A 13,535-nucleotide genomic window follows, 5' to 3' on the forward strand; every position below is an offset into this window, starting at 1 on the left:
GGCCTTCGCGGCGATCACGCCGGCGGCGCGCGCGACGGTCTCGATCCGGCGATGCCCCTCGGCGTCCCACATCACCGCCTCGAGCTTGCGCTTCTCGTCGGCAGTGGCGAGATAGCCGCCCTCGGCCTGCAGCGCCTCGAGGAAACGATCGTAGATCGCGGCCTCGACCAGCAGGTTGCCGTCGCACGAACAGCCGGACCCGTGGTTCTGCGTCTTGCTGATGCGCGTGTTCATCGCCGCCTCGGCGAGGTCAGCCGTCTCGTCGATGACGACGGTGGCGTTCCCCGCGCCGACGCCGTAGGCCGGCTTGCCGGAGCTGTAGGCGGCCTTCACCATCGCGGTGCCGCCGGTCGCGATCGTGAGATCGCAGATCGCCATCAGTTCCTGCGCCAGCGGGATGCTCGGCGTCTCGAGGCAGAGGATCAGATCGTCGGGCGCGCCCTGCTTGGCGAGCGCGGCGCGCAGCACGCGGGCGATTTCCAGCGCCGTCTTGCGGCTCAGCGGGTGCGGCGAGAAGATCACGGCGTCGCGGCACTTGATGGCGTTGATCGCCATGTTCACCATCGTGACCAGCGGGTTGGTGACCGGCAGCAGGCCGGCGATGACGCCGGCCGGCTTGGCGTACTTGACGATGCCCTTCTCGGGAATGGTCTCGATGATCCCGACGCTCGGCGTGCGCAGCGCGTCGCGCAGGATGCCGAGGATCTTCCAGCGGCGGGCCGGCACCCCTTCGGCGCTGCCCATGCCGCTTTCCTCCACGCTCATCCGGGTGAGGCGGCCGAAGGCCTGCTCGTTGGCGGTGGCCCACGCGATGGCACGGCACAGACGATCGACCGTGGCCTGATCGTAATGATCGACCGCCGCCATGGCGGTCCGGGCGCGGGCCAGGAGCGCCTGCGCCGCCGCCTTTTCCTCCGCCGTGGCGGTCCTCGGCGTCCGTGCATTCTGGCCGGCTGGTGCTGTTGCCGATGTCATTGTCGCGAGCTCCCCGGGGATCGCCCGACTATAGGCACCACCTGTCCTATTGTCAATACATGCTATATACTCCCCCACCATGACACGCCAGCTCTCCCTCGCTGCGGCCGCCGCCGTCGTGCTCGGCGCCGGCGTCGCCGCGCAGAATGCCGCCCCCCCGGCGTCGAGGCCCGCGGGCGCCGCCCGCCCCGCCGCCGCCGCGGCGGCCAACGGCTCCGCCGCCAATCCGCGCGACTGGCCGACCGTCGGCAACGATCCCGGCGGCGCGAAGTACTCCGCGCTCGCGCAGATCACGCCGGCCAACGTCACCCAGCTGACCAAGGCGTGGACCTACGACACGGGTGCGCCGGCCGCCGGCTACACCATCACGCCGATCGTCGTCAGCAACGTCATGTACCTGCCGGTGCAGGGCAGCGTCGTCGTCGCGCTCCAGGCCGACACCGGCAAGGAACTCTGGAAGTTCGACCTCAAGACGCTGCCCGACATCGGCCCGAATCCCTCGGCCGGCGGGCGCGGCATCTCGTACTGGCCCGGCACGGCGCGCGTCGCGCCGCGCATCGTCATCGCCACCACCAACGGCTTCCTCGTCCAGCTCGACGCGAAGACCGGCAGGCCGGTTCCCAGGCCCGCCGGCATGGTGAACCTCGCGGCCGGCGTGATGGAGAAGTTCGAGGGACAGCAGTACTCGACCAACATGCCGCCGGCGCTCTACAAGAACCTTGCGATCATCGCCGCCCGCACCGGCGAGCAGGGGCGCTACGGTCTTCCGGGCGATCCCCGGGCGTTCGACCTCCTCACCGGCAAGGAGGTCTGGCGCTTCCACATCGTCCCGCATCCGGCCGACGAGAACTTCGGCACCTGGGGGCTGAACGGCTGGCAGGATCGCCGCGGCCCCGGCGTCTGGGTGCCGGTGAGCGTGGACCCGGTCAACGATCTCGTGTTCTTCCCGATGGGCAACGCCACCGACCAGAACTACGGCGGCAGCCGTCCGGGGATCAATCTCTATGCGACGACGCTGCTCGTGCTGCGCGCCTCGACGGGCAAGCGCGTCTGGCACCAGCAGCTCACCCACCACGACATCTACGACTGGGATTTGAGCGCGCCGCCGGCGCTCGGCGAAACGGTCAAGGACGGCAAGCGCATTCCGATCGTCGTGCAGATGACCAAGCAGGGCCTGCTGTTCATGTTTCACCGGCTGACCGGCGAGCCGCTGTTCGGGATGGAAGAGCGTCCGGTGCCGCGCTTCGACGCGCCCGGCGATCAGGCGTGGCCCACGCAGCCGTTCCCGCTGAAGCCCGTGGGCCTCACGCGCGACAGCATGACCCGCAAGGAAGTCAGCAGGATCTCCCCCGAGGCGGAGAAGTACTGCACGGAGCTGTTCGACAAGTCGGTGAACATGGGGCCGTACACGCCGTACGGCATGCTTCCCAGCCTCGTGTTCCCCGGCTCCGAAGGCGGCGGCGGCTGGGGCGGCGTGTCCGTCGATGCCGATCGCGGCCTCGTCTACGTGAATACCCGGCACCTCGGCGTCATCGCGCAGCTCCAGTCCAGCGTCTCGTCTGGCGTGCTGCCGTCGTTCGGCAAGCAGAAGGTGCCGACCAACTTCTACGTCGATCAGCAGGGCTACCCGTGCAATGCGCCGCCGTGGGCGGAGATCGCCGCGGTCAGCACCACGACCGGCGACATCGTGTGGCGAACGCCGCTTGGTGAATACCCCGAGCTGACCAGGAAGGGCATCACCGGTACCGGGACCGCGGTCAACGACGGCGGACCGATCTCCACCGCCAGCGGGCTGGTGTTCATCGGTTCGACGACCGACTACGGGTTCCGCGCGTTCGACGCGAAGACCGGGAAGGAGCTCTGGCGCGCCACGATGGATGACGACGTGCTGATGACGCCGCTCACGTATCAGGGAGCGAACGGCAAGCAGTTCGTGGTGGCAGTCGCCGGCGGCGGCGATGCCGCGTTCCACATTCCGCCCAAGCCTTCGCCGGGCGGCAACGCGACCGTGGTCGCGTTCTCACTGAAGTAGAGGACGTCATGGATCGACGCCAGTTCATTCACACGGGGATCATGGCGACGCTCGCCGCGAAGGTGCTGGGCGACGTGACGCTCGCGAAGGCACAGCAGCCGCCGGCGGGCGCGCCGGCAGCCGCCGGGGCACAGCCGGCCACGCCGGCGCCGGCCGCACGCAAACTGATCATGGACTGTTACACGCGGAACCTGCACTGGATCCGCGATCACGATCAGATCGCCGAGGCGGCGATCGAGATGACGTGCGGCGGAATCCAGCCGACGGTGGGCGCGTATCCGGCGCACATCGACGTGGCGAAGGTCGGCACGGAGCTGCCCGCGTTCGTGAAGACGATGCAGAAGCACGGGCTGCGGGTGAAGCAGATCCGCGGCGGCAACCAGCGGGCGGTCGGCGATCCGGGTCTCGAGGAGATGGTCGGCGCCATGGCGCAGGCCGGCGCGACGCACTACTGGTGCGGCACGGACACCTACGATCTGACCAGGCCGATCCTGCCGCAGCTGGACGAGATCAAGAAGAAGGTCGAAGGCTTCGTCAAGCTCAATCAGAAACACGGGACGACGCTGATGTATCACACGCGCGCCGGCGCGAACTCGGTCGGCTCGGTGGTCTGGGATCTGCTCTACGTGATGAAGGAGTTCGATCCGAAATACGTCGGCTTCCACTGGGACACGGGGCACATGGCGATGCACGGCGGCAACATGTGGGAGCTGCTGATGCGCACCGCCGGACCGTACGTCGTCGCGGTGAGCTGGAAGGATCGCTCGTGGGAGCAGAATCTCGGCTTCCTCGGTGAAGGCGGTCCGTATCCGGGCCCGGTGGACGCGGCGGCGGCCGCGGCGGCGAATCCCGGAGGAGGACGCGGAGGCAGGGGCGCGCGTGGCGCGGCAGGTGCGCCAGGGGCCCAGGGTGCGGCAGGTGCGCAGGGCGCTCCCGGGGCGCGCGGCGCGGCGGGCGCCGGGTTTGGCGAAGGGGATGCGCCGCAGGCCGGACGTGGCCGCGGACGAGGGCGCGGCGCCGGCCCGCGCGAGTTCCCGCTGCCCCTGGCGGGCAACACCTTCGCGCGCGGCGGCGGCTGGACGTCGATCATGGTGCCGATGGGCACCGGCGTGGTCGACATCTTCCGCTACGCCCGGGTGCTCGCCGACTTGAACTTCAACGGGCCGATGGAACTGCAGGCGGAGTACCTGAACGGCGGCGCGCAGAGCGGCGCCGACAAGATCACACTGCCGCGCGAGATGGTGATTGGCAACCTGAAGCGGGACGTGCTCACAATCCGCGCAGCGCTGCAGCAGTCAGGGACTGGATTGACGTGCTAGTGATAGTGGCCAGTTGCCAGTAACCAGTTGCCAGTAACCAGTAACCAGTAACCAGTGACCAGTGACCAGTGGCCAGTCGCCGGAAAACTGCTCACTGACTAGTCGGACTGGCAACTGGCAACTGGCAACTGGCAACTGGCAACCGGCAACCGGCAACCGGCAACCGGCAACCGGCAACTGGCAACTGGCTACTGGCCACTGGCCACTGGCTTCCACTCAGCAACACGACGCCTGGCCACCGCGACCGCCTGTGGCGTCATCCGCGCCGCCGAAATGTTGCGCAGCTCGAGCAGCCCCTTGCGGTTGTCCTCGAGCGGCGTCTGTCCGGCCGCCAGCGCGAACCACACGTACGCGGATTCGTAGTCACGCGGCACGCCGGTGCCGTCGAAATACATCTGTCCGAGCTGATATTGCGCGCGAAGATCGTCCCCATCGGCGGCACGTCTGAACCAGCGCGCCGCTTCGGCCGCATCGGCGCGGACGCCGCGTCCTTTCAGGTGGAACTCGCCGATCGCGCGCGCCGCCGGCGCGCTGCCGTGCCCGGCCGCTTTCCGGTACCATTCGAGAGCGAGGCCGTCGTCGGCGGGCACGCCGAAGCCGAACTCGTAGATCTGCCCGAGATGATGCTCCGCCGGAGCCAGCTGCTGCGCCGCGGCCTTGCGGATCCACTCGACGCCGGCGGCGGTCTGGGTGCTGCCGTAGTAGAGATACGAACCGAGCGAGAACTGGGCAATGGGATCGCCGTTCCCGGCGCGGGCGCGGGCGGCATCGACCGCGCGGGCGACGGACGGATCGTCGGCTCGCCGTGCGCTCCCGGAGGCCACCAGCAGATGCGCGGCGCACAGGACGCTGAGGAGAAGATGCACGTTCCTCCGAATTATACGGAGGGGATCGCGTGATCCCCAGGCTCGCGGCGGCGGTTGCGGCGGCGTTGCTGCTGTTCGTGCCGGCGCACGCACAGCAGACGCCGCGGCGCAACGCCGCCAGACCCGACGTCGTCTACATCCCGACGCCGCAGCCGGTCGTCGAGGCGATGCTGCAGCTGGCGGAGGTGAAGAAGACGGACGTGGTGTACGACCTCGGCTCGGGTGACGGCCGCATCGTCATCACCGCGGCCAGGACGTACGGCGCCCGCGGCGTCGGCGTCGAGCTGGACGCGGAGCTGATCAAGCAGGCGCGGCAGAATGCCGCCGCCGCGGGGGTGGCCGATCGCGTCCGCTTCGTGAGGCAGGATCTGTTCAAGACGGATCTGCGCCCGGCAACGGTGGTGACGCTCTATCTGCTGCAGAGTTTGAACGAGCGCCTGCGGCCGAAGCTGGTTCGCGAGCTGCGCGCCGGCGCCCGCGTCGTCTCGCACGTCTTCAACATGGGACCGGAATGGCCGCCGCTGAAAACGGAGACGGTCGAGCGCAGCCGTATCTTCCTCTGGTCGGTGCCAGGGCGATAGCTCTAAAATATTCGAGGAACCGTGAGCACGCATGCATCCTTCTCCATCGGTCTGGTCGCGATCCTGCTCGGCGCGAGCATCGCGGCACGTGCGTCGACGCCGCAGGCGCCGCCGAAGAACGGCGCGCCCGCTTCCCCGGCGTTGACCAAGAACGTCGGCGACCTGTCGCCGCAGGAGGAGGACGAGTTCGTCAAGGTCACCGAAGCGACGATGGAGCGCGTGTGCGTGGCGTGCCACCCGTTCGAGAACATCATCAAGTCCCGGCGCACGCTGCCCGAGTGGAACGATCAGGTCACCCAGATGGCGATGCGCGGCGCGCCCGGCACCGAGACCGACTTCACGCTGGTCAAGAAGTACATGGCGCGCTACTACGGCATCGTCCGCGTCAACTCGGCCAGCGCGGAAGAGCTGTCGGCGGTGCTGGGCCTGCCCTCGAAGGTGGCCGCGGCGCTGGTGGAATATCGCACGACGAACGGCAAGTTCACCGACCTCGCGTCGCTGGCCAAGGTCGAGGGTGTGGACAAGGCGAAGCTGGAAGAGAACGCCGACGCCCTGCGGTTCGACTGAGGCAGCCCGGGCGGGCGGACTGGGCGCCGTCAGCACACCTCGAACATCACCTTCACCGCCTCGCGCGCGCGCAGCGCGGCGAAGCCGTCCAGCGCGCCGGCCAGCGGCATCCGATGCGTGATCAGCCGCTCCGGGTGCAGCCGGCCCTCGGTCACCAGCCGGATCGCTTCCGCCCAGTGCCGCCGCACGCTGGCGACCACGCCCACCCAGGTCAGCTCCTTGCGCATCACCTGCAGGGCATCGATCTGCGTGTCGCGCACCAGTCCCAGCGTCGCGAGCGTGCCGCCGGCGGCGGCGATGTCGATCGCCGTCTGTACCGCCTCCGGCGTGCCCGCGGCCTCGACGACGAGTCCTGCTCCGACGCCGTGCGTCAGTTCTGACATGAACGCGTTCGCCGCGGCACGATCGGCGACGAGGGCGGCGTCGGCGCCGGCCTGCGCCGCGATCGCGAGACGCGCTTCGTCGCCGGGCCTGCCGAACACCACGATCGGCCCCGCGCCGGCGGCGCGCAGCGCGAGCAGGTGCAGCAACCCGAATGGTCCGGGCCCGAGGATCGCCGTCGGCGTGCCGGGGGCGGGACGGGTGCGTTCGACCGTATTGATCGCGGTGGCGAGCGGCTCGAGCAGAGCGGCCGCGTCGAGCGACATGCCGTCGGGGAGGGGGATCAGCGACGTCACCGGCACGACGACGAAGTCCGCGAGCGCGCCGTCCATCGTCAGCCCGACGTGATGCCAGTCGGGACAGAGGTTATAGCGTCCGCGAACGCAGTGGAAGCAGGCCCCGCATCCCGCCAGCGCTTCGATGACAACCCGGGTTTCCCGAAAACGGGGACAGTCCCCTTTTCCCCTGTCGCCGGGCGGGAAAAGGGGACTGTCCCCGTTTTCGCCGAGCGCCACGATCTCGCCGGCCGCCTCGTGGCCGAGGATCAGCGGACAGGGGACGGGACGATTGCGCCCCTTGTAGACGCCGTCAGAGACGAGCAGATCGGTGCCGCACAGGCCGGAGCGCCGGACGCGGACGAGCGCGGCGCCGGGACCGGGCCGCGGCTGCGGCACGTCGAGCAACGCGAGATGGCCCGCTCCCGGAGCCGACTTGACCAGCGCGTTCATGAGACCGGCAGCGCCGCGTCCGCTACTTCTTGGCGGCCGGCAGCGCGAACGCGCTGATGCTGTCGTCCGTGATCGGCGCGTCGAGGAAGCCGCCGCCGGTGGACGTGATCACCACGTACTGGCGCCCGTCGCGTCCCTGATACGTGCTGGGCGTCGCGTGCGCCGCGGCGCCGAGCTTCACCGTCCACAGCTCCCTGCCCGTCTTCGCGTCGAACGCGCGGAACCGGCTGTCGTCGGTCGCGCCCACGAACACCAGGCCCCCCGCCGTCGCGATCGATCCGCCGTTGCCCGGCCGTCCGGTGTTCTGCTTCCCGGGGGGCAGCGAGTCGGTGACGCCGAGCGGCACGCGCCACGCGAACTCGCCGGTGTGCACGTCGATCGCCGTGAGATTCCCCCAGGGCGGCTGCTGGCACATCATGTTCGTCGCGTCATCCTTGAAGCGGCCGCCGCCCGGCATGTTGGCGTACGGACCGCTGCCGCCGCCACCGCCGCGTCCGGCGCCGCGGCCGCGCCCGGCGGGCGCTTGCTGCTGCGCCATCTCCGGATCGCCTGCGCCCCCGGCGCGTCCCGCCGGCGCCGGCGCGGCGGCGGTCGTCGGACGATCGGCAAACCCCTGCAGCTGCCCGTACTCCGACGTGTTCACGAACAGCAGCCCGAGCGCGGGATTGTACGACGCGCCCCCCCAGTTCACGCCGCCGTGGTTCCCCGGGAACTGCAGGCGCAGACGGTTGTAGCCCACCGGCAGATACGGGCCGCCGAGCTGCACCCCGTCGACGAGCTTGCGGCACGCCGCCTCCAGCTCCGGCGTCACCGTGGCGATGTCCGCCAGCGTCATCGTCATGCGCGACAGCGGCGCCGGCTTGAGCGGGAACGGCTGCGTCTTCGCGGTGCGCTCCAGCGGCACCTCGCTCTGCGGCACCGGGCGTTCCTCGACGCCGTAGATCGACCGGCCGGTGACGCGATCCATGAAGAACACGAGGCCGCTCTTGCTCATGATGGCGACGGCGGGAATCGTCCTGCCGTCCTTCCTGATGTCGAGCAGGATCGGCGGATTGGCGACGTCGGCGTCCCAGATGTCGTGGTGCACGACCTGGAAGTGCCACAGGTACTTTCCGGTATTCGCATCCGCGGCGACGACGCTGGAGCTGAACAGGTTGTCGCCGGGCCGATCGCCGCCGTAGCGATCCGTCGCCGGCGCGCCGAACGGCATATAGACGATGCCGCGCGCTTCGTCGACGGTCATCAGACCCCAGACGTTCGCGCCGGACCGATTCACCCAGCTGTCCCCTTCCCAGGTCTCGTTGAACCGCTCGCCTTTGCGCGGCACCGAACGGAACGTCCAGACGAGCTTTCCGGTGTGCACGTCCCACGCCCGCACGTCACCAGCCGGACCCTGCGCCGGTCCTTCCTGCGTGCGGCCGCCGGTGATGATCAGGTTCTTGTACATGATCGGCGGCGAGCTCAGCCCGTTGTTGCCCGGCAGGCCCTGCAGGATCTCGGGGGTGTTGAGATCGACGACCCCCTTGATGCCGAACTTGTCGTTCAGCTCGCCGGTCTGCGCGTCGAGCGAATAGAGCTTCCCGTCGCTCGAGCCGAAGACGATCTGCGGCGGCGTCTGCGGATCGCCGCGGAAGTACTCGACGCCGCGCGTCGACGGATTCCCGCTCGGCAGCGCGAACACCCACTTCTCTTTCCCCGTCGTCGGATCGAGCGCGACGACGCGGCCGTAGGGCGTGGTGACGTACATGACGCCGTTGATCACCAGCGGGGTGGTCTCGCCTGACGCGAACCCGGCGGCGCTGCCGCGTCCGCCGCCGCGCCCCTGCGGCGGTCCGCCGGGCGCCGGATCCGCTGGGGCCGGTCCGCTCGCCGGCGGCTTCATGTGGTAGACCCATGCCTTCTCGAGCTGCGCGACGTTGCCCGGCGTGATCTGCGTCAGCGGCGAGAAGCGCATGCCGCCGGGATCGTGTCCGTAGGTCGGCCACTCGGCGGCGGTGGACGGCGGACGTGACGCGGCACGCTGCGGCGAGACGGCATACCCCATCGAGCCCGCAGCGCAGACCGAGGCCGCGACCGCGAGCCCCCGGGTAATCCTGAACATGCGGCATTCTCACTGCATTGACGACTGCGCGCCAACGGTTTAACGGTTACACGCCGTCGCTGAACGCGCCGTTGGCTCGACGCTCCCGCACGAAGGCGCCAGGATCACGAAGACCACACAGGCAAGTCTTCGTGGTCTTCGTGTTCTGCGTGTCTAGGTGTTCCTCGTGCCGGAGCGTGAGCCGCCGGGCGCGTCACAGCAAGTACAGCTAGAAGCCGTACTTGACGGCGAACTGCATGATTCGCGGATCGCCGGTGGTGTTGGTCACGCGCCCGTTGGTCAGCGACGTCGAGCCGATCTGCACCGCCGGGTTCGCCCAGTTCGAGTGATTGAACAGGTTGAAGGCCTCGACGCGCAGCTCGAGCCGCTTGCCGCCGCGGAAGTTGAGGTTGCGCGAGAACGACGCGTCGACGTTCCAGAACCCCGGGCCGACGAGATAGCCCTTGGGCGTATTGCCCCACACGCCGGGCGTGTTCGGCGCGAAGGCCGCGAGGTTGAACCACGCCCGCGACGGACTGCTGCCGGTGACCGCCCACGTGCGCTCGTCCTCGGACAGATACGGATCGACGCCGGACACGAGAATCGGACGCTGCGGCAGATTGGTCAGCGCCAGGTCGCCGGTCGTCGTCGGCGTGATCGGGCTGCCGCTGCGCGCCTGCCAGATGATGCCGGTCTGCCAGTCCTTGGTCAGCGTGCGGAGGAACCCGCCGCCGAGCCCGGGACTCACCAGCACCGCCGAGAGGTTGAAGTTGTGGCGCCGGTCGGCGACGCACGGTCCCTTGTTCGTCGACGCGTCCGGCCGCGGGTTGCTGCTGGTGATGTCCGCGATCGGCACCGGATAGGCGTTGCCGATGTCGCCGGCGCCGCCCGGTTCTCCCTCGTTGGTGCACTCGCTGTAGGTGTAGTTGGTGCTGGTGCTCCAGCCGCGGGAGAGCCGCCGCGTCAGCGTAAAGCGGACGCCCTGATACCAGCCGCGGGCATCGTCGTAGAGCTGCGCGACGGTGTTGGCGGCGTAGTACTGCCCTTCGGCGGGGTTCAGCAGTGTCAGGAGCGATCGCGCCTGGCGGTTCGCGGCGGTGGTGTTCGAGCACGGGCCGGCGGTGGTGAGCGCGTACTGCCCCGCCTGGCAGTTCCCCGGAATGTAGATGGTCGGATTCTCTTCATAGCCCGACCAGATGTGGATCGAGCGGTTCCCCATGTAGGTGACGTCGAACATCATGTTCGTGAAGAACTGCCGCTGGTACGACAGGTTCCACTGCGTCACCTGCATCGGCGTGAGGTCGACCGGCATGCTGACGAAGCCGCCCTGCACCGGGAATCTGACGCTGCTCGGCGCCACCTGCACCGGCTCGCCCTGCCGCGGATAGTTGATGGCCTTCAGCGGATCGCCGCCGGGGGTGTTCGCCCAGGGATCGGAGAAGTTCACGGCGCAGCCGTTCCGGTTCGGCACCGGGCAGGAGGTCGGCGGCTGCGCATTCACGCGATTGCCGAACGGCGGGTTCAGCGGATGCCGCGCATAGGCCCACAGCCGGGGTGAATCGTAGTAGTGGCCGATGCCGGCGCGGATCGTCTGCTGATTGTTCCCTTTCGGATCCCAGACGATGCCGGCGCGGGGCGCGAACTGCGCCAGCCGGGTCCGGTTGTTCGAGCCGCTGTCGGGGAACCCTGGATCGCCCTTGAACATGAGGCCCGCCGGGGCGTTGGGGTACACCACGCTCCTGATGCCCTTGTCGAAGTTCTCGCGGCTGAAGGCCTGCTGGAAGCCGTTGTTGTCCTTGGCGGCGAGATACGGCTCCCAACGCACGCCGTAGTTCAGCGTGAACTTGCGGCCGGCGCGCCAGACGTCGCCGAAATACAGGCCAACGGCGTTGATCGATTGATTGTTGCGCTGGCTGCCGGCCTGGTTGAACGTCGCCGGCAGGCCGAGCACGAAGTCCGCCATCGCGAGACCGCCGTTGGCGTTGTTCGTGCCGCTGGTGATCAGGCCGCTGAACCCGAAGGTGCCGTTGGAGGCGAACGTCCCGTCACCGTCGGTGTGGGGACGGGTCCAGACGCCGCCGAAGGACAGACTGTGCGAACCCTTGATCCAGTCGAAGTCCTGCGCGACCGACGGCGTGTCGACGTAGAACCGTCCGGTGAACCCGCTGTTGCTCCAACCGGCCGAGCCGCCGGCGAGGAAATCCTGGCCGCCGCCGGTGGTGTACTGGAAGGTGTTGACGCCGAGCGAGGTCCAGGTCGGCGCCCCCTCGCCCTGGATGCGCTCCGTCGAGGTGCTCTGATAGGTGACGCGGGTGGTGGCGACGAGCGTCGGCGAAATCACCCAGTCGTAGCCGCTCGCCATGGTCATCATGCGGGCGTCGATGCCGAGGCCGGCGCCGCTGAGCATGAGCAGGTTCGGGTTGTTCTTGTCGAAGCCCGGCGCGTGCAGGTACTTGGTGTAGAACACGCGGCCGAACAGCCGTTTGTTCGAGGTCATCTGATAGTCGAGGCGCCCGATGTACTGCTGCTCGTCGCTGTCGTTGGGGATCTGCAGCACGTAGCGGCCGCAGCCGTCGGGATCGATCGCCGGATCCGGCAGCGGCAGCATGTTCATCATCTTCACCGCGATCGGGTGGAACAGCGACGGGTCGATGCGGTTGTTGACGTAGGGCGCGCCGAGGGTGCGGGCGGTGCCGCCGCGGCACGAGGCCGACATGATCCGGGTGAAGTCGCCGCGCCGCACGTCCGCGGTCGGGACGGTCTGGTCGGCGGCGAGCGGAGCGATGCGGGTGTTGGTGATCTGGGTCCCGCCGAAGAAGAACAGCTTGTCCTTCATCAGCGGACCGCCGAGCGTGCCGCCGATCTGATTCCGCTTCAACCCGTCGTCACGGCCGAGGCCGCCGTTCGCCTTCTTCTCGAAGTAGCGGATCGAGTTGAACCGGCTGTCGCGGACGAAGTCGAAGACGTTGCCGTGCAGGGTGTTGCCGCCGGACTTGGTGACCGCGTTGACGGTCGCGCCGGTCGACATGCCGTAGCGCGCGTTGCGCACGCCGTTCTCGGTCTTGAACTCCTGCAGCGCGTCGGGGAACGGCATCGGGTTGCCGGTGTTGTTCTGCGGATCGTTGTTGTACCCGCCGTCGACGAGGTACATCGTGCTGTTGCCGGTGCCGCCGGCGACCGAGATGGCCACCGCGTTGGGGTACTGGCGGTTGTCGGTGAGGGTGGTGTTCTCGACCGCGGATCCGGAGAGGACGATCAGCTGCAGGACGCTGCGGCCGTTCAGCGGCAGGCTGACGATCTGCTCCTGCGGCACGACGGCGCCGAGGTTGACGTTGCGGGTCTCGACCAGGTTGGCGTCGGACTGGACCGTCACCGTCTCGGTCAGGCCGCCGACCTTCATGCTCACGTTGATGGAGCGGGCGTCGCCGACGACCAGCACGATGCCGGTCTGTTCGAAGGTGCTGAAGCCGCTCAGCTTGGACGACAGCTTGTAGGGGCCGACGGGGAGATTGGTGAAGATGTACTCCCCTTTCTCGTTCGTCACCATGAACCGGGTCATGCCGGTGTCGGTCTGGGTGACGGAGACCTCCACGCCGGGCAGGGCGCCGCCCGATTCGTCGAGCACCGTGCCCGAGAGCTGGGCCACCGCCACGGTCTGGGCCCGCGCCGCCGCGGGGACGAGCAACAGCGTCATTACGAACGCCAGCAAACAACGTCGCACCATTTCCTCCCTCCGTGCCGCTACCGGAAAGGTCTGCAGGTGCGTAACACTAGGCCACAACATGTTCTAATGTCAATACAACATGGCATTACCTGATCCGGGGGCTTCGCCCCCCGGATCCCCTCCACGCTCGCTCGCTCGCCGCTCCGCCGGCTCGCTCCGTTCGCGTGGCTCGCTCGCGGCGCTCGCTCGCGTCGTACTTGGTTTCGACGTGGGCCTCCGAACTTACGTAGCGAACGAGCGCAGCGAGTGAGCGTGGAGGGGGGCGGGGGGCGAAGCCCCCCG

Annotated in this window: 9 protein-coding genes; 4 read left to right on the forward strand and 5 right to left on the reverse strand. The window is 68.7% G+C overall.

Annotation, left to right across the window (positions count from 1 at the left end; translation table 11 throughout):
* Positions 1-975, reverse strand: a 975-nt coding sequence (locus VFK57_04535) for an aldehyde dehydrogenase family protein (GenBank protein HET7694952.1), incomplete at its 3' end; no start/stop codon positions are given.
* Between the two features lie 79 nt (positions 976-1,054).
* Here VFK57_04535 and VFK57_04540 point away from each other — a divergent pair.
* Together VFK57_04540 and VFK57_04545 are read left to right on the forward strand one after the other, a co-directional pair.
* Positions 1,055-3,007 carry a PQQ-binding-like beta-propeller repeat protein gene (locus VFK57_04540; GenBank protein ID HET7694953.1) on the forward strand — a complete coding sequence of 651 codons (1,953 nt, stop codon included), beginning with the start codon at positions 1,055-1,057 and terminating at the stop codon, positions 3,005-3,007.
* An 8-nt stretch (positions 3,008-3,015) separates the two neighbouring features.
* On the forward strand, positions 3,016-4,326 hold the full coding sequence (locus VFK57_04545) for a hypothetical protein (protein HET7694954.1): 1,311 nt from the start codon (positions 3,016-3,018) through the stop codon (positions 4,324-4,326).
* 188 nt (positions 4,327-4,514) lie between these two features.
* Here VFK57_04545 and VFK57_04550 read toward each other — a convergent pair whose 3' ends face one another.
* Positions 4,515-5,192, reverse strand: coding sequence for a tetratricopeptide repeat protein (locus VFK57_04550; GenBank protein ID HET7694955.1), 678 nt, complete (start codon positions 5,190-5,192; stop codon positions 4,515-4,517).
* A gap of 29 nt (positions 5,193-5,221) precedes the next feature.
* On the opposite strand from VFK57_04550, the gene VFK57_04555 reads away from it, so the two are divergent.
* Positions 5,222-5,773 (forward strand): class I SAM-dependent methyltransferase, encoded by a 552-nt coding sequence (locus tag VFK57_04555; GenBank protein HET7694956.1) that lies wholly within the window; start codon positions 5,222-5,224, stop codon positions 5,771-5,773.
* 21 nt (positions 5,774-5,794) lie between these two features.
* Positions 5,795-6,340 (forward strand): helix-hairpin-helix domain-containing protein, encoded by a 546-nt coding sequence (locus tag VFK57_04560; protein HET7694957.1) that lies wholly within the window; start codon positions 5,795-5,797, stop codon positions 6,338-6,340.
* 29 nt (positions 6,341-6,369) lie between these two features.
* On the opposite strand, the gene VFK57_04565 is transcribed toward VFK57_04560, so the two are convergent.
* From VFK57_04565 to VFK57_04575, 3 genes are all read right to left on the reverse strand, one after another.
* Complete coding sequence (locus VFK57_04565) at positions 6,370-7,449, reverse strand: alcohol dehydrogenase catalytic domain-containing protein (GenBank protein HET7694958.1); 1,080 nt, start codon at positions 7,447-7,449, stop codon at positions 6,370-6,372.
* A 22-nt stretch (positions 7,450-7,471) separates the two neighbouring features.
* On the reverse strand, positions 7,472-9,550 hold the full coding sequence (locus VFK57_04570) for a pyrroloquinoline quinone-dependent dehydrogenase (protein HET7694959.1): 2,079 nt from the start codon (positions 9,548-9,550) through the stop codon (positions 7,472-7,474).
* Positions 9,551-9,758: 208 nt separating this feature from the next.
* The gene (locus VFK57_04575) at positions 9,759-13,253 is read right to left on the reverse strand and encodes a TonB-dependent receptor (GenBank protein HET7694960.1); all 3,495 of its coding nucleotides are present in this window, start codon (positions 13,251-13,253) and stop codon (positions 9,759-9,761) included.
* Positions 13,254-13,535: the final 282 nt, after the last annotated feature.

Source organism: Vicinamibacterales bacterium, assembly GCA_035699745.1.
Lineage (GTDB): Bacteria > Acidobacteriota > Vicinamibacteria > Vicinamibacterales > 2-12-FULL-66-21 > JAICSD01.

Bases quoted from the DNA above. Each gene is read 5' to 3' on its own strand.
- VFK57_04540 (HET7694953.1), top strand. From the start codon at position 1,055: ATGACACGCCAGCTCTCCCTCGCTGCGGCCGCCGCCGTCGTGCTCGGC.
- VFK57_04545 (HET7694954.1), top strand. From the start codon at position 3,016: ATGGATCGACGCCAGTTCATTCACACGGGGATCATGGCGACGCTCGCC.
- VFK57_04565 (HET7694958.1), bottom strand. From the start codon at position 7,449: ATGAACGCGCTGGTCAAGTCGGCTCCGGGAGCGGGCCATCTCGCGTTG.
- VFK57_04570 (HET7694959.1), bottom strand. From the start codon at position 9,550: ATGTTCAGGATTACCCGGGGGCTCGCGGTCGCGGCCTCGGTCTGCGCT.
- VFK57_04575 (HET7694960.1), bottom strand. From the start codon at position 13,253: ATGGTGCGACGTTGTTTGCTGGCGTTCGTAATGACGCTGTTGCTCGTC.